The organism is Pantoea sp. UBA5923 (assembly GCF_002431095.1).
GTDB classification, from domain to species: Bacteria; Pseudomonadota; Gammaproteobacteria; order Enterobacterales; family Enterobacteriaceae; genus Pantoea; species Pantoea piersonii.
In genome coordinates, this window is record NZ_DJDN01000078.1 from 169,997 (window position 1) to 190,209 (window position 20,213).

A 20,213-nucleotide genomic window follows, 5' to 3' on the forward strand; every position below is an offset into this window, starting at 1 on the left:
AGGGAGTTTTATGCGCATCATTCACACCGCGGACTGGCACCTCGGTCAGTTTTTCTATAACAAGAGCCGGGCGACGGAGCACCAGGCTTTTCTGGAGTGGCTGCTGGCGCGCATTGAAGAGCATCAGGTCGATGCGCTGATCGTCGCGGGCGATCTCTTTGATAGCGGCACGCCGCCAAGCTACGCGCGTGAGCTTTTCAACCGTTTCGTGGTGGCGCTGCAGCCGACCGGCTGCCAGCTGGTGGTGCTGGCGGGCAACCACGACTCGGTCGCCACGCTCAACGAGTCACGCGCGCTGCTCGCCTGTCTCAATACCCAGGTGATCACCACGCCGCAGGCGGATCATAACCTGCTGCTGCTGCGGGATCGCGCCGGCGAGCCGGGCGCGCTCCTGTGCGCCATTCCCTATCTGCGTCCGCGCGATATTATGCGCAGCCGACCGGGCCAGTCGGGACGCGAGAAGCAGCTCAGCCTGCTGGAAGCGATAGCCGCGCACTACCAGCGCAGCGTCGACGCGGCGCGCGCGCATCCGCTGACGCTGCCGGTGATCGCCACCGGCCACCTCACCACCGTCGGCGTCAGCAAAAGCGATTCGGTGCGCGATATCTATATCGGCACGCTCGACGCCTTTCCCGCGTCAGCTTTTCCCGACGTCGATTACGTGGCGCTCGGCCATATCCATCGCGCCCAGCGCGTCGCCAACAGCGATCATATCCGCTACAGCGGCTCGCCTCTACCGCTCAGCTTCGACGAGCTCGGCAGCGAGAAGAGCGTGTTTTTAGTGGAGCTGGATAACGCAGGCTTACAAAGCGTCACGGCGCTGCCGGTACCGCAGTTCCAGCCGATGAAAATGCTGAAAGGCTCGCTGGCGCAGATCGAAGCCCAACTGGCGCCTTTCGCCGCTCATAAGGGCGAGAAGCCGGTATGGCTCGATATTGAAGTCACCACCGAAGAGTTTCTCAGCGATCTGCAGCGCCGCATCGAAGCGCTGACCGCTGAGCTGCCGGTTGAAGTACTGCTGCTGCGCCGCAGCCGCGAACAGCGTCAGCACAGCCTGGCGCAGCTGAAAAACGAAACCCTGAGCGAGCTAAAGGTGGAAGAGGTGTTCGCCCGCCGCATCGCGCTGGCGGAGGATATTGATGAGACGCGGCAGGCGCGCCTCAGCGACCTGTTCCGTTCCACCCTCGCGTCCCTTGAGGAGAGTGAATGAAGATCCTCACGCTGCGCTTTAAAAACCTTAATGCGCTGAAAGGCGAATGGTTTATCGACTTTCGCGCCGAACCCTTCGCCAGCAACGGCCTGTTCGCCATTACCGGCGCAACAGGCGCAGGCAAAACCACCCTGCTCGACGCCATCTGCCTGGCGCTCTATCACCAGACGCCGCGCCTCGGCGTGCTGTCGCAGACGCAAAACGGGCTGATGACGCGCGACACCGCCGAATGCCTTGCCGAAGTGGAGTTTGAGATCAAAGGCGAAGCCTGGCGCGCCTTCTGGAGCCAGAACCGCGCGCGCGGCGCGGCCGACGGCAAGCTGCAGGCGCCGCGCGTCGAGCTGGCGCGCTGCATCGACGACAAAATCTTCGCGGATAAGGTAAACGATAAACTAAAGCTGATTGAGTCGCTGTCGGGCCTCGATTTTGAACGCTTTACCCGCTCGATGATGCTGTCGCAGGGGCAGTTCGCCGCCTTCCTGAATGCGAAGCCCGGCGAACGCGCCGAACTGCTGGAAGAGCTGACCGGTACCGAAATCTACGGCCAGATCTCCGTCGCCATCTATGAACGTCACAAGGCGGCGCGGCTGGCGCTGGAGAACCTGCGCAGCCGCGCCGGCACCCTGACGCTGCTCCACGCTGACGCGCGCGACGCGCTGCAACAGCAGCTGGCGACGCTGACCGAAGCGGAGCAGGCGCTTACTCAGCAGAACACGCGCCTGCATCAGCAGCATCAGTGGCTGACCCAGGCAGAGCAGCTGGACAGCGATATTCAGGCCGCGCAGGCGGCGCTGGACGCGGCGGAGCAGGCCTGGCTCGGCGCAGAAGCGGATCGCCAGCGCCTGGCGCGCAGCGAACCGGCGGAGAAGCTGCGCGATAAGCTTGTCCAGCGCGACAGCCTGCTGCATGAACAGCAATATCTGCAGCAGACGCAGCAGCAGCTGGCGCAGCAGCGTCAGGCCATCGAACAGCAGGCGCAAAGCGACCAGCAGCGCCGTGACGCAGCCCTGGCGACGCGCGACGCGGCGCTGCGCGAGCAGCAGGCGCAGGAGACGCTGCTGACGGAACAGGTGATCCCGCTCGATCAGCAGATCGCCGCCCTGCTCGCGCAGGCGCAGCAGCAGCAGCGGGAAGCCGACCAGCAGCAGCAGGCGCTGACGCAAAGCCAGAACGCGCTGCAGCAGGAAACGGCGCAGCGGGAGCAGCTACAGGCCGCGCTGACGCAGCAGCAGCAGTGGCGCGCCGATCAGGGCACGCTGCCGCAGTGGGGCCCTTCGCTGGCGCTGTGGCAGGAGCGTTTCGCCCAGCTGGCGCAGCGGGAAAGCGCGCTGGAATCGCTTCGTGAACAGCAGCGTCAGCAGCAGCAGGCGCTGGCGCAGCGACAGGCGAATATCGCGCAGCTGCAGCAGCAGGCGACGCCGCTGAGCCACGCCGAGCGGCAGGCGGCCGACGCGCTGCAGAGGGCAGAACAGACGCTGGCCGCGTCAGAGCAGACGCATCCGCCACAGGCGCTGCTGGCCCGCCAGGCGCAGTTTGAGGCGAGCCGCCCGCTGCGCCAGCAGCTGGCGGTGCTGACCTCGCAGTGGACACCGCTGCAGCAGCATATCTCCGCGCGTCAGCAGCGCCTCGCCGCGCTGGAAAAAACGCTGCGGCAGGATGAGGAGACGCTGCAAACGCTGCGCGCGACCTTTGCGCGCGAAAAAGCGGCGCTGGCCGATATCAAAAAAATCTGCGAGCTGGAGCAGCATATCGCCGATCTGTCGGCGTGGCGCGCGCGCCTTGAGCCGGAGCAGCCCTGCCCCCTGTGCGGCTCCTGCCAGCATCCGGCGGTGGAGCGCTACGCTGCGCTGGAGCTGAGCGAGAATCAGCGTCGTCTGGCCGATCAGGAACAGCAGGTCGAGGCGCTGCGCGAACAGGGCATCAAAAAAGGCGAGGCCGTTAAGCAGGCGAAAGCCGAACAGCAGCGACTGCAGGAAGAGCTTGCCGCTGAAACCCAGCAGCTGGACGCGCTAAACCAGCAGTGGCAGGCATTACAGAGTGAGCTGGCGCTTACATTCGATGCGGGCGACAGCGCCGCGCTGGCCGCCTGGCAGCAGCAGCAAAGCAGCGAGGAACAGGCGCTGCAGCAGCTTGTTCGTCAGCAGGAGGCCGCCGCGCGCCAGCGTCAGCAGGCGAAAGATGAGTACCTGCGACATCAGCAGGCGCTGCAGCAGCATCAGCAGCAGCTTCAACTGGCCCAGCAAACGCTCACTAACCTGCAGGAGAGCGCCACAGCGCTGGCGCAGCGTCTGGAGCAGGAGGAGCGCGAATGGCGGGAGCGCAGCGACGCGCTACAACAGGAACTGGCCGGTGCGGGAGTCGCCCTGCCCGATGCCGCGGTGCGCGACGGCTGGCTGCAACAGCAGCAGCAGCGCTGGCGGCGCTGGACTGAGAGCGAGCAGCGGCTCGCCGAACTACAGCCGCAGCTGGCGCGCGCCGAAGCACAGTGCGCCAGCCTGCAGCAACGCGTGGAGAGCGAGCGTCAGCGGCTCGATACCCTGCAACAGCTACGCGCGCAAACCGAGGCGACGCTGACGCAGCAGCGCGCGGCCCGGCAGGCGCTGTTTGGCGATCGCGACGTCGCCGCGGCGCGGCGGCAGGCGCAGACGCAGCTCCAGCAGCAGGAAGCCGCGCTCTCCGCCGCGCTGGAGGCGCTGCAAACAACGCAGAGCCAGCTCAGCCAGCTGGCGGGACGCGCGGCGGAACTCGACGCACAGCAGGCCAAGGTCACCCAGTCGCTGAACGCGGCGCAGCAGCAGCTCAGCGCCGCGCTGGCTGCCGCAGAATTCAGCGATGAGGCCAGCCTGCGCGCCGCGCTGCTTGACGAAGAGGAGGCGCGCGCGCTGCGAAGCCAGATGCAGCAGCTTGAGCAGCAGCGACACGCCCTGCAGGCCCAGCGGCAGCAGCTGGCGCAGCGTAGGGCGACGCATCAGCAAAGCCAGCCAGAGGAGACGCCGCAGAACGCCGCCGCGCTGGAGGCGCAGCTTGAGCAGCTGCGTCTGGCGCTGCGCGACAATGCGCGTCAGCAGGGTGAAGCGCAGCAGCAGCTGCAGAGCGATGCGCGCCTGCGCGACCAGCAGCAAAGCCTGATGACCCAGATAGAGGAAGATGAAGCGGCGCTTGAGCAGTGGAGTCAGCTGAATGATTTGATCGGCTCCGCCAGCGGCGATAAGTTCCGCCGCTTCGCGCAGGGGCTGACGCTGGATCACCTGGTGGCGCTCGCCAACCGCCAGCTTGATCGGCTACACGGTCGTTATCTGCTGCAGCGCCGCGCCAGCGACGCGCTGGAGCTGGACGTGATCGATACCTGGCAGGCCGACGCCGCGCGCGATACGCGCACGCTTTCCGGCGGCGAAAGTTTCCTGGTCAGCCTCGCGCTGGCGCTGGCGCTTTCAGATTTAGTCAGCGTGAAAACGCGCATAGAATCTTTGTTTCTCGATGAGGGCTTCGGTACGCTGGACGCCGAAACGCTCGACACCGCGCTGGACGCGCTGGACGCGCTCAACGCCAGCGGCAAAACCATCGGCGTTATCAGCCATGTCGAGGCGATGAAAGAGCGCATTCCGGTGCAGATCCGGGTGCGTAAAATTAACGGGCTAGGCTACAGCAAACTGGAGCTGCCCCGCGCTCAGGAGGCGTAATGAAAACAGGCATGGCGCTGCTGCTCGCCAGCGCGCTGCTGGCGGGATGCAGCAGCAAACCGCAAAGCGATCCCGCCTGCGACCGCCACTACTCGGCGGCGCAGTGCAACTATTTACGCGACGTTCAGCAGCAGCTGATGGGCAGCTTTAACAGCACCGTCGCCCCGCGCTATCCAGGGCGAACCTGTCTGGTTTCGGCACACCGCCGCGCCGACGGCGGCTACAGCGTGCTGCGCACCGAAGGCGACGAAGCGCTTTGCCTGCGCGCCTGGCAGCAGGTAAGCAGCGCGCGCAACCTGCCGCTGCCGCCGGTCGGCGTGCCGGAGGACTGGCAGTTCGCCTTTGGCTCAACGCAGTAACGCGTTACGCTTAACCTTTTAGCGGCCACAGCCAGGCCGCGCCGCGTACCCCGCTTGAATCGCCGTGTATTGCCTTCAGCACCGGCGTTTCGCACTCCCCGCCGAATACCCACTGCTTCATCAGCGTCGGCACGTTCTGATAGAGACGATCGTTATTGCTCATGCCGCCGCCGAGTACGATCACATCGGGATCCAGCAGGTTTACCACCTGCGCCAGCGACTTCGCCAGCCGGGTTTCGTAGCGGCGCATCGCCTGCTCGGCGATCGGATCCTGCTGCGCGATCAGCCTGACGATCTCCGCGCCCCGCAGCGCCTGCCCGCTCAGCCGCCGGTAATCGGTGGCGAAGCCTGTGCCGGAGACAAAGGTCTCGATACACCCCTTCAGCCCGCAGTAGCATGGCACTTCCTCGCGGTAGCGCAGCTCCTCTTCGTCCATCCACGGCAGCGGGTTGTGTCCCCACTCGCCCGCATTGCCGTTGCCGCCGATGCGCGCCTCGCCGCCGATCGCCACGCCCGCGCCCGATCCGGTGCCGATGATCACCGCAAACACCAGCGGCTGGCCCGCGCCCGCGCCGTCTACCGCCTCAGAAACCGCCAGGCAGTTGGCGTCATTAGCGATGCGCACCTCACGCTGCAGCGCCAGCGCCAGATCGCGATCCAGCGGCTGGCCGTTGAGCCAGGTGGAGTTGGCGTTTTTCACAAGGTGCGTGTATGGCGAAATCGTGCCGGGAATGCCGACGCCGACGCTGCCGGTCTGGCCGGTCTTCGCTTCGGCGAGATGCACCAGGTCGGCAATTGCCTTCACCGTGGCGGCGTAGTCGTCGCGCGGCGTATCCACGCGGTGGCGAAACAGCTCTATTCCCTCGTCAGACAGGGCGATCACTTCAACTTTGGTGCCGCCCAAATCAATACCTATACGCACGCGTTATTCCTCATTCTTTGTCAGGGTGAGAGATACATTAGGAGCGGCGTCGGGGAAAGGCAATGAAACCGCTCCGATGTTTCGCTATCATGCGCGCTGACCTCTCGACTTGTGCGCCAGATCGCGCGCCCCGGTAAGGAATTGTGATGTTGTGGTTTAAAAATATGATGGTTTATCGTCTCAATCGGGACATTCCGCTCTCGGCAGACGATATGGAAAAGCAGCTTGAGGCGTACACGTTCTCGCCCTGCGGCAGTCAGGATATGAGTAAAACCGGCTGGGTGTCGCCGATGGGCAACCGCAGCGATGCGCTGACCCATGTGAACAACGGCCAGATTGTGATTTGCGCCCGTAAAGAGGAAAAAATCCTGCCGTCGCCGGTGGTGAAACAGGCGCTGGAGGCGAAGATCAGCAAGCTGGAGGCGGAGCAGAGCCGCAAGCTGAAGAAGACCGAAAAAGATTCTCTGAAAGATGAAGTGCTGCACAGCCTGCTGCCGCGCGCCTTCAGCCGTTTCAGCCAGACCTTTCTCTGGATCGACACCGTTAACAACCTGATTATGGTGGACTGCGCCAGCGCGAAAAAAGCGGAAGATACGCTGGCGCTGCTGCGTAAGAGCCTGGGTTCCCTGCCGGTGGTGCCGCTGACCCTGGAAAAACCTATCGAGCTGACGCTCACCGAGTGGGTGCGCTCCGGCGACCTGCCTGCTGGCTTCGCCCTGATGGACGAAGCAGAGCTGAAGGCGCTGCTGGAAGATGGCGGCGTGATCCGCTGCAAAAAGCAGGATCTGGTGTGCGATGAGATCGCCAACCATATCGAAGCGGGCAAAATGGTGACCAAACTGGCGCTCGACTGGCAGGAACGCATTCAGTTCGTGCTGGCGGATGACGGTTCGGTGAAGCGCCTGAAATTCAGCGATACGCTGCGCGAGCAGAATGATGATATCGACCGCGAAGATTTCGCTCAGCGTTTCGACGCCGATTTTATCCTGATGACCAGCGAGCTTGCCGCGCTTACCAGCAATCTGGTGGAAGCGCTGGGTGGCGAAGCGCAACGCTAAAAAGAAAGGGCCGCGTTGCGGCCCTTTTTTTAGTCTTTCAGATAGCGGCAGAGATAGGAGCTCGGCTCGCCCACCTGCAGATGAAACTCGCTGTGGCCCGGCACGTTAAATACCGAACCCGCTTCAAACCATTGCCACTCGGTCTCGCCCGGCAGCAGCACCTTCAGCGATCCGCTCACCACCGTCATCTCTTCCGGTTGCGCCGTGCCAAAGGTGTATTCCCCTTCCGCCATCACGCCGACGCTGGCACGACCGGTGCTCGCACTGTCGAAACCAATAGATTTCACTTTTCCGTCAAAATACTCACTTACATTGAGCATGTTACTTCCTCACAGCACATTAAGGTGTCTGGCAGTGTAGAGCGGAACTCGCTGATCTGTCACGCGAATTGCAGCTTCGCCTCTGGGTTTGTGATCGCGCGGGGATTAGACGATAAGCTCCGCGGCCAGTTTAGCCACCAGCACGTTAGAGAGCAGCACCGGAATGCCGAGCAGCTTCTGCAAAAAGTCGCGATGCGTCTGGTTATAGCCGATGCAGTCCAGCACCACGACATCCGCGCCCTGCTCCTGCAGCGAGAGCGCGGCGTCGGTGAGCTTCTCATTATCAGGGATATAGGGGCTGGCGACGGCGAAACAGGGGCGATGCTTCAGATTGCGCCACTTATTCGCCTGCTGTTGGATCTGCTCCTCCACCGGCACCACGATGCCAACCTGATGGTCATGCACGATAGCGGAAACAAGCGGCGGGATAATGCGGTCTGGCTCCAGCAGCAGCGCGCTTTTGGTCTTCAGCGCGCCGAACTCGCCGGTGCAGAGCAGCAGGATGGTGTCGTAGCCCTCCGCTTCCAGCGCGTCGATTTTCGCCTGCAGTCCCTGCTCTACTTTTGCCGTGGCCAGCCGCGCCTGCGCGCCGTTCTGCAAACGCGACACCAGCACGCCATCATGCTCGTCAGGCGCGAAGCGCGCGACGATCTCCGCCTCGCTCAGCCCGTCCAGCAGGCCAACATGGTCGGTATGCTCGCTCGGTAAAAACTCTGTCAGCAGCGGCATGATATCGCTGCGCGGCGACTGACCAATGGTCAGCGTAACCAGGGATTTCGTCATCGTTAGTCTCGTTTACGCAGATGGCTCAAACTACCATACAACGCCAGCAAACGGCTATATTCGTCCGCGTCGTAGAAATGGCAGGTCTCACGGCCAAATTCCTTCGCCACTTCCACTGCAAACTTCGCCGCCGCCGCGATATCCACTTCATGGCTCGCGCCGGTGCCGCAGCCCGGCACTACCGACTCGGCGGTGATCGCCACGCCCACAACCGGCACATCGGTCGCGGTAGAGGGTTGCAGAATGCTGTTCAGGTGATAAATGCCGTTGCCGTAAGGGGTAATGTCCTGGGTGGTAATCGGGAAGGTCACCGCCGGACGGCCGGTGGTCATCTCCATAATGCGCAGCAGATCCTCCGACACGCGCAGGATATAACCCTCTTTTACCGTAGGCGAAAGCGCGAACCCTTTGTGATTGATAATGCGGTTGCCTTTGGTGGTATCAATCGACAGGATAGCGTCCACCTCCTGCACCACTTCATTGTCGTTCATGGTCACATCGTCGATGGGCGAATCCATAAAATCTACCGGCTCGTGCGGACGCGTCGGCGCATCCGGGCAGATATGGGTGGTCACAATAACGTCGCCCGCCAGCATGTCGCCTTTGGTCTGCATCAGCGCCAGCTTCAGCGCGCTGGTCACCGCCGCGACGGCGCCATCGGCGTCAGAAACCATACCGATACGCGTCGGGCGCGCGCCGATGCCGCCCAGGCGGCCGATAATGCCCAGCGTTGGCGCGCTGCCGCCGCTGGCTTTGCCTTGCGCGCCCGGAATGTCGATGCGAACGAAATCGGTGCGCCCTTTCGGCCCGCTGACGCGTTTATAGCTGGCCTTAACGCCGGGAAAGGCGCTAAAGAGATCCACCACCTGCTGACCATCAACGAAAGCGCTGTCGAATAACTCAAAGACCTGTAATGTCTGATGCAGACTCATGGGATTCCTTAATTATTTTTTTCCGCTGGCAAACAGCGAGTTAAAGAAGCTGTAGAGAGCGTCGCCGGCAATAAAGCCTGCCGCCATCACCTCCATCGGCGAGCGGCCGCGTTCGCCCCATACGCGAATAATGACGATGCGCAGCGCAATACCCACCACGACCGCCCAGCCGGCCATCGCGTTATTGATCAGCAAGCCGGTGGCGAGCAGTACGCCGAGCTGGCGCTTAGGCCCGCCGATCAGCTGAATAATGGCCCCTGGAATCGCCCACATCAGCAGGCTGCCGGCGATCCCCGGCTCTGCGCCCGCCTGGATGGTTTTAGCGTAGACGCGCGCGACGGGCGGCAGCAGGTTTTCCGCAAAGAACAGGTTGTGCGCGTACCAGACGACGGGAATCGAGACCAGAAAGGCGATCATTGCGGCGATCAGCTGAATGCGGCGGCCCCACAGCTCCTGCTGCAGATCCGCGCCGTTGCCGCGCAGAATAAAACCCGCTTTAAGGTCATAGCCCATATCGGCAAAGGCGGGGCCGGTCGCCGCGGTGAAGCCGCACAGCAGGCAGAGCGCCAGCGGCGGAAAGCCAAGCAGAATGCCAACGATCAGCGTAATAAGCGCTACGGCGAATGCCGGGAACCAGCCGGAGTGCATCGCGGCAATGCCGACGATCAGCTCATGCACAAAAGCGGCGAAGGCGGCGTAAATCACAAACAGCAGCAGCATCGGGATGCTCATCTCGCTCCACAGCCCGCCTGCCAGCGCCAGCAGCGCCGAAATAATTAAATAGCCCGCGCCGCCGAGGCCAAGCGCGCGCCTGACCTCATTGCCGCCGCGACTCACTTTCTGCTCGTCGTTGCGGCGGCTGCGGATCACCATCACGACCTGAATCAGCGCCACCAGCCCTGCGCCGACCATCACGCCGTGTGGCAGGTAGAGCGCGTTAATATCGATGCCGGCAACCGGTTGCGCATAGGCGCGCACCAGAAAGCCCAGCCCGAGCATACCGAGCGCCCAGATATTGCCGATAAAAGCGGTGCCGAATGCGGACATCGGGATCTTGAGCATCGAACCGATGATACCGCCAACGATGCCCGCTACCAGCAGCCAGGCCTGACGTCCGCCTCTGTCGCCCGCTTTGATCGCCTCTGCGGCGGCCACGCCCGGCGGCCAGGCATTGCTGGCAGGAAACACACGGGTATCGAACAGACGATAGAGCAGGTAGGCGTCCAGCAGCATCGCCGCGCTGACGCCGCAAAACATCGGCAATACCAGCTGCGGCTGGCCCAGCGCCCAGGGTACGGCAATCGGCATTAATAAGCTGTTCGCCGCGCCGAAGGTGGCGGAAGAAATAGCGGTTTGTGCGAGGTTCTGAATTTCAATCGAGCGGTAGCGGCGAAACGCCTGCAGCGGAATACGCGCCAGCAGCATGGCAAATAACGCGCCGATAATAGAGGTGTTCGGCGTTACGCCGATGGTGGTAATAAGCTGCACGCCAATAATCGCGCCTGCAACTGACAAAGCGATTAATACTATCGCCACGCCAGCCTGTTTTACTGGATTAACCTTCTCCATATTGTCCCCGTCAGGAATGCCGGTAGAAATGAATGGACGCTTCGCGAGCCTGAATCAGGCTCGCTTACGTCGTTTTTTTATTTCGTCCGTGAGTGTGAATAAACAGGCCCGAAGGCCTGGCTTTTTCCCGGTGTGGCGAAAGTATTGCGCCGATAAAAAATGAATTCAGAGTGGCGTTGCGCCATATTTCTCGGCCAGATCGCTGGCCGTTATGCGTAATTCTTCCAGCAGCGCAGACGGATAGCCCGGCGCATTTTCTTGCGATAAAAATGAAAGGCAAAGCGCCACCGTATCGCCATGATATTTGTTATGCAGCGCGACAGAGATTGAACTGATGCCGGGCAAGGTTTCGTTGCGCGCCAGTGACCAGTTCTGGCGGCGGATCTCCGTCAGCTGCGCGCAAAGCGCATCCAGCGTTTGCGGTGAATTGGGCGGCAGCGTCTCCCAGGCATCGTGGTAGCGCTGGCGCACCTCATCTTCGCTCAACTGCGCCAGCAGCACGCGGCCGGTGGAGGTCGCGGCCGCGGGCATGCGGCTTCCCGGCGGCGTCACCAGCTGGGTAAAGTGACGTCCGTGAAACATACGCATCACCACCAAATCGCGCCCGTCGAGGCGCGAGATATAGCCAATACTGCCTGTTTTATCCGCCAGCCGCGCCATTGCGGGCGAGGCGCTGTCCACCAGCGGCGCGGAGAGATAGTGCCCGGCGACCGACAGCAGCACGCGGCCAATATGAAAACAACGGCTCTCTGCGTCCCGCTCCAGCATTCCCTGACTTTCCATCGTGGCAAGCAGTCGCGATACGGTGCTTTTCGGCAGCCGCAGCGCCTCGACGACATCGGTAAACGTCAGCCCAGGGTTCCCCTGCGATACGCCTTTTTGCTGAAACAGCTTAAGCACCGCGGCAGCGTTTTCGAGTGTGGTCATATTGCCAGTTTCACTATATGGAACTCAGTTCCTGTATCGATGCCCTAAAACTAAAGCGCGATGGAATAGGGGTCAAGCGACAATTTAAGCGAGGGGAAATATGGCGCAGTCAAATAACAGGGTGAGAAGCAAAGAGAAATGATTTTATAGGGCAGTTACGAGAAATAGCAGAATGGATGGGATATTTACTGCTCAGATGCAGGGAATAACAGCAAATACAGACGCAGGAGAAATAAAATGAAGGCTGGCGTCCCTGCCAGAGAGATTGCCCTATTCTTTTTCCACATCCTCATAACGGACTTTGGCATCCTGCGCTTCAGCTTCCGTAGTATGTTCGCTAATTAAAGTATTGGGCGATGGATGATCGGCACGTAACTCCCATGACTTTACGGTGCTGCCCGGCGGCCCCTTCTCAACGGTGACGACGCGGGCTTCACGTGGATAAGGTGGTCTGGTTGGCATATTCAATCCCTCCTGGCTGATCGTATTCCACACGACGAGACGATTCCCGTCAGAGAATCAGTATAGCCAGGCTACGCTACCCAGACGGGAAAGCGGGAAGAATCTGAGGAAAAAGCGTAACAATTAGCTGGCGCGCGCCAGCGACAGTGACTGCAGAATCTCCTCAATAACGCGATCGGGGGCCTGCATGGCGTTGACTTCATGATGTGCGGCGTCGCGATAAAGGTGCGCGCGCTCGCGCAAAATATCGCCCATCTCTTCGGCAATGGGACGGCCGGTCAGCGTGGGTCGCTGCGCCGCTTCCGGCTGGCTCTCCAGCCGCTGCGCCAGAATATGCGACGGCGCGCTGAGCCAGATCACCCGCCCCTGCTCGCGCATAAAGCGACGATTATGCTCCGCCAGCACCATGCCGCCGCCGGTGGCGATAACGGTCGCTGGCGCGGTAACCGCCTTCAGCGACTCGGTTTCCCGCGCGCGAAAGCCTTCCCATCCCTCTTGCGCCACAATCTGGGCGACGCTGCGCTGCGTGCTGAGCTGAAGATGGTGGTCGGTATCGCGAAAGGCGTAGCCCAGCGCGCGTGATAAGGCTTCGCCTACCGTGGTTTTGCCGCAGCCGCGCGCGCCGATCAGATAAATGGGTAAAGACATCGGGCAGTTCCTCCGCCGTTGCAGGCCGTATAACGCGGCGTATCGCTTAATAATGCGACGCATAATAACTGGAAACCGCTATAGCCTCCACCCGCGAAGCAGGAAATGCGCATCCTTTTATCACTTTCACAAAGATTTCATTAAAATTTAGCGGGTTAACCATGCGTATTTCGTGCAGATCGGGGAAGATCAAGCGGCGGCAACATTTGCTTACCTGGCGGATTTTACTTTGTCGCATCCCGCCCCCATATACTTATTAAGTCGTAACAGGAGAGCCCTCATGTATAGCCAGGAACACCAATTGATTGAAGGTCTGTTCAGCCGACTGAAACAGGCCGAGAGCCAGACCGGCCCCCGCGACGCGGCGGCGGAACAGCTGATTAAAGAGCATCTGCAGCAGCAGCCCGGCGCGCCCTACTATATGGCGCAGGCGATCCTGATTCAGGAAGCTGCGATGAAGAAACTCAACGAGCGCATCACCGAGCTGGAAAGCCGTCTGGCGCAGCAGCAACAACAGCCGCAGCAGCAGAGCAGCGGCGGATTTTTGTCGAGCCTGTTCGGCGGTTCGCGGCAACAGCCCTCTGCGCCGCAGCAGCAACAGCCCGTCTGGAACAGCGCGCCGCAGCAACAGCAGCCCGCATGGAACAACGCGCAGCAGCCGCCGCAGTATAACAACGCCCCGGCCGCTCCGGCGCGCGGCACCGGTTTTCTTGGCGGCGCGCTGCAAACAGCGGTCGGCGTCGCAGGCGGCGTAGTGGCAGCGAATATGCTGACCAGCCTGTTCCATCACTCGCAGCCGGAAGAGATCGTCAATATTATCAACGAGCCGCCATTGCCGCAGGTGGATGAGAATCTCGACACCTTTAACAGCGGCGGAAATGGTTTCCTCGACCAGAACAACGGCTGGGATAACAACTACGCGGACAATAACGACTTCAACGACGTCGGCAACGACAGCTTCGACGACTTTAACGACGACGACGACAGTTTCGTCTGACGTTAACGCTGGCGCTGCGTAAGCCAGCTGTCGAGCGCATTAGCGAACTGCTGGCGGTCTCGCGGACTCATGGCCGCCGGACCGCCAGTTTGCACGCCGCTGGCGCGCATCGTATCCATAAAGTCGCGCATGGTTAGCTTTTCACGGATAGTGGCGTGCGAATAGCGCTCGCCGCGCGGATTGAGCGCCTCGCCCCCTTTTTCCAGCACTTCCGCCGCCAGCGGGATATCGGCGGTTATCACCAGATCGCCTTTCTCCACCCGCTTTACGATCTCATTATCCGCTACGTCAAAGCCGGCGGGCACGCGCAGCGTTTTTAGCCAGGGCGACGGCGGAACGCGCAGCGACTGATTGGCGACAAAGGTCACCTGCGTTTTGGTACGGTCCGCCGCGCGGTAGAGCACCTCTTTAATGACGTTGGGGCAGGCGTCGGCATCAACCCAGATAACCATCTTCTTTCCTTACTCTTTGGGAATAATGGAGATCTTGCCGGTCTTCTCCAGAATGGCAAACTTTATTTGGTCCAGCCGCTCCAGCCCCTGCGAGCTGCGCGCGCTTTGCAGAATATCCTCTTCGTCTACGCCCGCGCGTTTCGCCCGCTGGCGCAGCAGCTTGCCCTCCTCCACCAGAATCAGCGAGGAGCCGTCGATCAGCCGCTCGACGCGCGGAAAGCGGGTTTTCATGGTGCCGAACAAAATATCGATGACGATAAGCGTTACGATAGTCAGTCCGGCGCCCGTGACGGAAAAATCATCGCCGAGCAGCGCCTGCTGCGTCGCCTCACTGATAATCAGCAGCAGAATCAGGTCGAACGAGGTCATCTCCATTAGCGTGCGCCGTCCGGCGATTTTAAACACCACCATCAACAGCAGGTACATGCTGGCTGCGCGCAAAACCGTTTCCATATGGATCTCCTAAGGATAAACAAACTGACTAAACTGCACCTCTGACGTCTCGTCGAGCGTGACAGTAAGCCGATAGCTGCCAAAGTTCTGCGCCTGCGTGCCGATCCAGACCGTGGCGTCCTGCTGATCGGCGCGCCGCTTCCAGCGCAGCAGCAGACTGTCTCCGGTACTCCAGGCGTCGTCCGGCTGCGGCTGGAGCGTTTGCAGCTGAATATCGTCCAGCTGCGGGCCGCGCAGCCGCACCTGGTAATAATCGCCGCGCAGCTGCTTTAAGTGCAGCGTCATATCCATGTTGCTTTCCCGCCGCCCGAAGCGTTCATACTCTACGCTCAGCCGTTTATCCGCGCTGCTGGCGCTCTGATTGCTCAGCCATCCTTTTGAAAAAAGACCTGCCGCGCCGGCAAAGACGATCAGCAGCAGCAGCGCGAAACCCGCATGCTGGATCCGCCACTCAATACGCTGCCACGGCATATTCTCTTTAACCGGGTAATGCCGACTTTCATTTTCATTATCTGCCATGCGCTGTTCTCCTTGCTGACTTGTTATTAATCCTGGCTGAAGTAAGCTAACACGTTAAGATTTTCGAACTTTCTTAAGGATACGGCGATGCTGGAGAAGAAAATTGGGTTTATCGGCGGCGGCAATATGGCTAAAGCCATTATCGGCGGACTGGTGAAAAGCGGCCAGGTTGCGCCGTCGAATATCTGGGTTTTTGACCGCAAAGCGGAGACTAACCAGGCGCTGGCGCGCGAACACGGCATCCATGCCGCAGAGAGCGCCGAGGCGCTGGCGCGCGAGGTGGATATTCTGTTCGGCGCGGTAAAACCCAATGTCATTCTGAAGGTGCTGAAAGATCTGGCGAACCAGCTGAAAAAAGAGGCGCTGGTGGTCTCTATCGCGGCGGGCGTAACGCTCGACTCGCTGGCGACGGTGCTGGGCCACGACCGCAAGATCGTCCGCGTCATGCCGAATACGCCAGCGCTGGTCAACGAAGGCATGACCTCCGTTACCCCTAACGTGCTGGTTGAGCAAGCGGAGATCGACGAAGTGGTGTCGATTTTTGAGAGCTTCGGCAAAGCGGCCGTGGTCAGCGAGTATCTGATCCACTCGGTGGTTGGCGTCAGCGGCTCCGCGCCGGCTTACGTATTTATGTTTATCGAGGCGATGGCAGATGCTGCTGTGCTCGGCGGCATGCCGCGCGCCCAGGCCTACCAGTTCGCTGCGCAGGCGGTAAAAGGCTCGGCGCAGATGGTACTGGAGACAGGAAAACACCCAGCCGAGCTGAAAGATATGGTCTGCTCGCCTGGCGGCACCACTATCGAAGCGGTGAAGGTGCTGGAAGAGAAAGGCTTTCGCGCCGCCGTAATGGAAGCGATGCAGCAGTGCATGGCGAAGTCTGAAGCGCTAAGCAAGAAATAGTATGCCGGGCGGAGCCGCAAACCGGCTCCGCCCGCTGTCGCTACGCCTGCTGTCGGCTTTCCACCACCGCCAGCGCCTGCCCCATCGTCATCGGCTGCTGCATCTCCAGCACCAGCGCCGCCGTCAGCGTGTACATGCCGCAGGAAAAGACCGCCGCCAGCTTCCCCTGCTGACCATAGAGCGCAATAAACTTTTTCTCCTCCAGCGAGCCGATCAAACGGTACTCATCCCACTCTTGCGCATGGCCAAGATACTCGTAGCGCGTGCCGAAGTGCGTGGTCCAGAAAAAGGGCACGCGGTCGTACATGACGCGCTTGTCCAGCATGTTAAAAGCGGCGATGCGCCCCTGCTGATGCGCGACACGATAGTGCTCGATGCGCAGCGGCCCCTGCGGCGTCAGATAGCTGGCGATATCCCCTGCCACCCAGACGTTCTCCGTGACGCGCAGCTGGCTGTCGGCAAGCAGACTGCCATCCTCTCGCAGCGGCAGATCGTGAATAAAACCGGTAGCGGGCCGGATGCCGGTCGCCAGCAGCACCACGTCCGCTTTGATGCGTTGGCCATCCTGCATACGCAGCCCGGTCACGTGATGTTCTCCCTCCAGCTCCGCCGGATCGCCATCCACAAAGTGAACGCCATTGCTGCCGTGTAGATCGCGGAAATAACGCCCCACCTGCTCGCCGAACTGGCGCGCAAACGGCAGCGGATGCCGCGCCACCACGCTGACTTCGATATCGCGGTTGCGCAGCGCCGACGCCATCTCCATACCGATAAAGCTGTTGCCGATAATCACCAGTTGCTGGCTCTGATCGACCTCTTGCAGCAGCGCGTCGGCCTGATCCCGCGAACGCAGCAGATGCACACCCGCCAGATCGCTGCCCGGCAGATCGGGACGCTGCGGCGCGCCGCCGGAGGCGATAAGCAGTTTGTCGTAAAAGAGCGACGCGCCGTCAGCGAAGTGGATACGCTGTTCACGCGTGTCGAGACGTGATACCTCGCCCTGCGCGCGATCCACATGCTGCAAAATGTCCTCTTTTAAAATGCGCGGCACATCCTTGATATCCATCTTGCCGGAGGGCACAAATTTGGTCAGCGCGGTGCGGTCGTAAGGCGCATCCGGCTCGCGCTCTACCAGCACCACCTTGCCTTTAAACCCTTCGCGGCGCAGCGTCCAGATCGCTGCGCTGCCCGCCGCACCGCCGCCGAGGACAGCATACACCGGTGCCTCGCCGCCGCTGCCGATGGGCGTCGCCGATGACATGGCTTTAGGATTGACCTGCACAATGCCATTCTCGACGCGAAGCGGAAACTGTTTGAGATCGGCCAGCGCCAGCGGCTCGCACATATGGCCATCTTCCAGCGCAAACACGGCTTTATGCCAGGGGCAGATCAGCTTATCGCCGCAGATAGCGCCCTGCTCCAGCGGCGCGCCTGCGTGGGGGCATTTGGCCTGATAAGCGCGCACTTTATCTCCGTCACGCACCAGCAGGATATCGGTGTCGGCAATTTTCGTTTTGGTCGGCTGGCGTTCAGGCAGGTCCTTTAAGGCGATAACGGGCTGGTAATTCATGACATGGCTCCTTCTTTGTCGTTATTAATAGATACGCCGCTTGCGGGCGCGGCTAATCCCCTACAAAAAGTAAGTGTGGCAAAGGAAAGCGGGAGCCTGAGTCTGAAAATAAAAAAAGCGGTTAACTCCTTGTTAAGCCGCCTGTTTAAAGTTTTAGCAAGTGTGAATATTAAAAGAAGAGGCTGGGAATAATAATCAGGGCGAATATCGCAACGATCAGGCCATGTTTTACCCAGTAGTAGAGTTTACGGTTACGCTTCTTCAGGTTCTGACCCGCATTGCGCAGCGCATAGACATATTTAAAGATGCGGTTGATAAAGCCGGTGCGGTCGTTTTCATCATTGGGCGAGGCGGCTGCCGACATCAGCGAACTGCCGACCCAGTGGTTCACCGCCTGCGCCCAGCGCCATTTCATTGGCCGCTCGATGTCGCAAAACAGGATAATGCGCGTCTGCTCGCTCTCGTTTTGCGCCCAATGCACATAGGTTTCGTCAAAAATCACCGCCTCGCCGTCGCGCCAGCTATGGCGCTGGCCATCAACCTCAATAAAGCAGCGATCGTCATTCGGCGTTTGCAGGCCAAGATGGTAGCGCACCGATCCGGCATAGGGATCGCGGTGTTTGCCCAGGTGGCTGCCCGCCGGCAGTTCGGCGAACATTGCCGCCTTCACGGAGGAAATACGGCTGACCAGTTCGGTCGTGACCGGGCAGAGTTCGCGCGCCGAAGGATGCGCATCGCTGTACCACTTGAGGTAAAAACGCTTCCAGCCGCGTTTAAAAAAGGTGTTAAAGCCGGCGTCGTTGTTGGTCTGTGCCGCCTTAATATGATCCTGCAGGCGCAGCGCCTCTTCACGGATCACCTGCCAGTTGTCGGTGAGCTGACGCAGTTCGGGAAAATCGTCTACTGGAAAATAGGGCTGTTTTGCCGGCAGCGTTGAAAAGCCGGTCATAAACATATTTATCGGTGCCATAAAAGTGGAGTGATCGAAAAGCTGGCGCGATAAAGTCTGTTTTTCTATACCGCGAGAATGGGCATAAAAAACGCTCAGCAGAAAGACGCCAATAATAATAGCCGCGACCATACAACGGGTTCCTTATGTTGCACTTGTGACAGGTTCGATTGCGCTAAACGTAATGAAATTAAGAGGAAATAATATTTAGATAAATTTTTATTTAACGTTTTTGCAACGCGTGCGGCGAGCGGCGTCTTTATTAAACGCAGGTTAAACGGCGTGGGCGAAGAGACGATCACGGCCGCGGCGCGGCCGTGTAAAACAGAGGAGGATCAGGCTTTTTTCAGGCAGCTGCTCATAAAGGTTTTACGGGCGTCGCCGCTGAGCTTTTTATTACCCGCTTCGGTATTACAGCTTTTCATTTTTATCTGCTGCGGCGACATGCTGGACATCTTGCTCTCTTTTTTCAGGCACTCGCTCATAAAAGATTTACGCGCGTCGCCCTTCAGGTTTTGCGAAGTGGCGTGCTGATTGCACTGGGTCATTTTTTGCTGCTGCGCCGTTTTTTCGGCGGCATGCACCGCGCCGACGCCGCTGGTCAGCAAACCTGCCATCACTACTGCCGCTAAATGCAACTTCATGGTTGGGACTCCACAATGAACAATCCGTTAATTCTGGCACGAGGAAAACAGCGCGATGAAACTTTGCGCGATTTTGCAGCCTCGATCGCACAGCCGGGTTATAACGATCAGACGCGAGGATGGTTAAGTAATTTGTCCAGATAGTTACGCAACAGAAGTGCATCTTCACTCGTGGTGTCGGCATTCGCATTCTGCATGGCGTTATCGATGCCTGCAGCGATAGCGTGCTGCTGTTCCGGCTCAAGCTTACGCAGCATTGCCGTCACGACAATCTCCAGTGCCTCAACCTGAGCCACCAGTTCCTTAGACTCTGCTTCTTTAGCCGCCAGCTTTACCAGTAATTCAGCGATAAGGTTCTTCATGCCCTTGTCTCACAGGTTAATAAAAGCAGACGTTATCATTCGCTAAAATAAAAACATAGCGCTTTCAGCCGATTTTCCTCGGCTGCTTATCATCACTTTTATTAAAACAGGGGCTAAACGAATTTTAAGAAGCGGGCGAAACGTTTTACGGCTAATTAAGCGAGACGTAAATCGTTTCAGCCCTTAATAAAGCGGATGCTATGCGGGATTAACGCGGGCCAGCGAAACCGTGACCCGGCCCGCCCCAACCGCCGCCGCCAGGGCCACCGCCACCACCGCCGCCGCCCGGAGGCGGGAAAAGACAACCGCTCAGCGCGGTAACCAGCGCCACGACCGCGGCAATTTTAGCAATACGTACCATAACAACCTCAGGATAGATGAAAACGGGCTGAGTGTATGAGTGCCCGGACAGGGCGACAAGAGAGAATACTCTTACTCAGCGCGGTATTAACCATTGCATACCAGGCTTAACAATTTGCTGGCACGAAAGTGACACA

Annotated in this window: 22 protein-coding genes; 6 read left to right on the forward strand and 16 right to left on the reverse strand. The window is 60.0% G+C overall.

Features of this window, described 5'->3' with window-relative positions:
• Positions 1–10 precede the first annotated feature (10 nt).
• From sbcD to B3797_RS18150, 3 genes are read left to right on the forward strand one after another with little or no spacing between them, the layout of a single operon-like run.
• Complete coding sequence (sbcD, locus tag B3797_RS18140; RefSeq protein WP_311791808.1) at positions 11–1,210, forward strand: exonuclease subunit SbcD; 1,200 nt, start codon at positions 11–13, stop codon at positions 1,208–1,210.
• On the forward strand, positions 1,207–4,890 hold the full coding sequence (locus B3797_RS18145) for an AAA family ATPase (RefSeq protein ID WP_311791809.1): 3,684 nt from the start codon (positions 1,207–1,209) through the stop codon (positions 4,888–4,890). The genes sbcD and B3797_RS18145 overlap by 4 nt, the downstream gene beginning before the upstream one ends.
• Positions 4,890–5,249 carry a cell envelope biogenesis protein TolA gene (locus B3797_RS18150; RefSeq protein WP_311791810.1) on the forward strand — a complete coding sequence of 120 codons (360 nt, stop codon included), beginning with the start codon at positions 4,890–4,892 and terminating at the stop codon, positions 5,247–5,249. Before B3797_RS18145 ends, B3797_RS18150 begins: the two co-directional genes overlap by 1 nt.
• A gap of 10 nt (positions 5,250–5,259) precedes the next feature.
• On the opposite strand, the gene mak is transcribed toward B3797_RS18150, so the two are convergent.
• Positions 5,260–6,171 (reverse strand): fructokinase, encoded by a 912-nt coding sequence (gene mak, locus B3797_RS18155; protein ID WP_311791811.1) that lies wholly within the window; start codon positions 6,169–6,171, stop codon positions 5,260–5,262.
• A gap of 146 nt (positions 6,172–6,317) precedes the next feature.
• Here mak and rdgC point away from each other — a divergent pair, with 146 nt between their 5' ends.
• Entirely contained in the window at positions 6,318–7,229 is a 912-nt protein-coding gene (gene rdgC, locus B3797_RS18160) for a recombination-associated protein RdgC (protein ID WP_120451246.1), read from the forward strand.
• 29 nt (positions 7,230–7,258) lie between these two features.
• Here the strand turns inward: rdgC and ppnP are convergent, their stop codons facing one another.
• From ppnP to aroL, 7 genes are all read right to left on the reverse strand, one after another.
• Positions 7,259–7,549: a pyrimidine/purine nucleoside phosphorylase gene (gene ppnP, locus B3797_RS18165; protein ID WP_081139266.1), complete on the reverse strand. Its 291-nt coding sequence runs from the start codon at positions 7,547–7,549 to the stop codon at positions 7,259–7,261.
• A 105-nt stretch (positions 7,550–7,654) separates the two neighbouring features.
• Positions 7,655–8,332, reverse strand: coding sequence for an AroM family protein (locus tag B3797_RS18170; RefSeq protein WP_311791812.1), 678 nt, complete (start codon positions 8,330–8,332; stop codon positions 7,655–7,657).
• A gap of 2 nt (positions 8,333–8,334) precedes the next feature.
• Positions 8,335–9,264 carry a DUF1177 domain-containing protein gene (locus B3797_RS18175; protein WP_311791813.1) on the reverse strand — a complete coding sequence of 310 codons (930 nt, stop codon included), beginning with the start codon at positions 9,262–9,264 and terminating at the stop codon, positions 8,335–8,337.
• Between the two features lie 12 nt (positions 9,265–9,276).
• Complete coding sequence (locus tag B3797_RS18180; RefSeq protein WP_311791814.1) at positions 9,277–10,833, reverse strand: OPT/YSL family transporter; 1,557 nt, start codon at positions 10,831–10,833, stop codon at positions 9,277–9,279.
• A gap of 165 nt (positions 10,834–10,998) precedes the next feature.
• A complete protein-coding gene (locus B3797_RS18185) occupies positions 10,999–11,760 on the reverse strand; it encodes an IclR family transcriptional regulator (RefSeq protein WP_311782125.1) in 762 nt (253 codons plus the stop codon).
• 270 nt (positions 11,761–12,030) lie between these two features.
• Positions 12,031–12,222 (reverse strand): YaiA family protein, encoded by a 192-nt coding sequence (locus B3797_RS18190; protein WP_120451241.1) that lies wholly within the window; start codon positions 12,220–12,222, stop codon positions 12,031–12,033.
• A 123-nt stretch (positions 12,223–12,345) separates the two neighbouring features.
• Complete coding sequence (aroL, locus tag B3797_RS18195; protein WP_311791815.1) at positions 12,346–12,870, reverse strand: shikimate kinase AroL; 525 nt, start codon at positions 12,868–12,870, stop codon at positions 12,346–12,348.
• A gap of 280 nt (positions 12,871–13,150) precedes the next feature.
• On the opposite strand from aroL, the gene B3797_RS18200 reads away from it, so the two are divergent.
• Positions 13,151–13,867: a DUF2076 domain-containing protein gene (locus B3797_RS18200; protein WP_311782127.1), complete on the forward strand. Its 717-nt coding sequence runs from the start codon at positions 13,151–13,153 to the stop codon at positions 13,865–13,867.
• Between the two features lie 2 nt (positions 13,868–13,869).
• On the opposite strand, the gene B3797_RS18205 is transcribed toward B3797_RS18200, so the two are convergent.
• Genes B3797_RS18205 through B3797_RS18215 form a run of 3 tightly spaced genes read right to left on the reverse strand, consistent with a single transcriptional unit; the run spans position 13,870 to position 15,291 of the window.
• Complete coding sequence (locus tag B3797_RS18205; protein ID WP_120451238.1) at positions 13,870–14,319, reverse strand: YaiI/YqxD family protein; 450 nt, start codon at positions 14,317–14,319, stop codon at positions 13,870–13,872.
• Between the two features lie 9 nt (positions 14,320–14,328).
• Positions 14,329–14,772 (reverse strand): DUF421 domain-containing protein, encoded by a 444-nt coding sequence (locus B3797_RS18210; protein WP_120451237.1) that lies wholly within the window; start codon positions 14,770–14,772, stop codon positions 14,329–14,331.
• Between the two features lie 9 nt (positions 14,773–14,781).
• A complete protein-coding gene (locus B3797_RS18215; RefSeq protein ID WP_311791816.1) occupies positions 14,782–15,291 on the reverse strand; it encodes a hypothetical protein in 510 nt (169 codons plus the stop codon).
• 87 nt (positions 15,292–15,378) lie between these two features.
• Here B3797_RS18215 and proC point away from each other — a divergent pair, with 87 nt between their 5' ends.
• Positions 15,379–16,191 carry a pyrroline-5-carboxylate reductase gene (gene proC, locus B3797_RS18220; protein WP_120451235.1) on the forward strand — a complete coding sequence of 271 codons (813 nt, stop codon included), beginning with the start codon at positions 15,379–15,381 and terminating at the stop codon, positions 16,189–16,191.
• 40 nt (positions 16,192–16,231) lie between these two features.
• On the opposite strand, the gene B3797_RS18225 is transcribed toward proC, so the two are convergent.
• The 5 genes from B3797_RS18225 to B3797_RS18245 all read right to left on the reverse strand — a co-directional run bounded on the left by B3797_RS18225 (position 16,232) and on the right by B3797_RS18245 (position 20,077).
• Positions 16,232–17,761, reverse strand: a complete 1,530-nt coding sequence (locus tag B3797_RS18225; RefSeq protein ID WP_311791817.1) for an FAD-dependent oxidoreductase — start codon at positions 17,759–17,761, stop codon at positions 16,232–16,234.
• Positions 17,762–17,930: 169 nt separating this feature from the next.
• Positions 17,931–18,842, reverse strand: coding sequence for a lipid A hydroxylase LpxO (gene lpxO, locus B3797_RS18230; RefSeq protein ID WP_311791818.1), 912 nt, complete (start codon positions 18,840–18,842; stop codon positions 17,931–17,933).
• Between the two features lie 203 nt (positions 18,843–19,045).
• Positions 19,046–19,354 (reverse strand): PsiF family protein, encoded by a 309-nt coding sequence (locus B3797_RS18235; protein WP_311782132.1) that lies wholly within the window; start codon positions 19,352–19,354, stop codon positions 19,046–19,048.
• A gap of 107 nt (positions 19,355–19,461) precedes the next feature.
• Positions 19,462–19,716 (reverse strand): anti-adapter protein IraP, encoded by a 255-nt coding sequence (gene iraP / locus B3797_RS18240; protein WP_311782133.1) that lies wholly within the window; start codon positions 19,714–19,716, stop codon positions 19,462–19,464.
• A 208-nt stretch (positions 19,717–19,924) separates the two neighbouring features.
• A complete protein-coding gene (locus B3797_RS18245; protein ID WP_311782134.1) occupies positions 19,925–20,077 on the reverse strand; it encodes a hypothetical protein in 153 nt (50 codons plus the stop codon).
• Positions 20,078–20,213 lie beyond the last annotated feature (136 nt).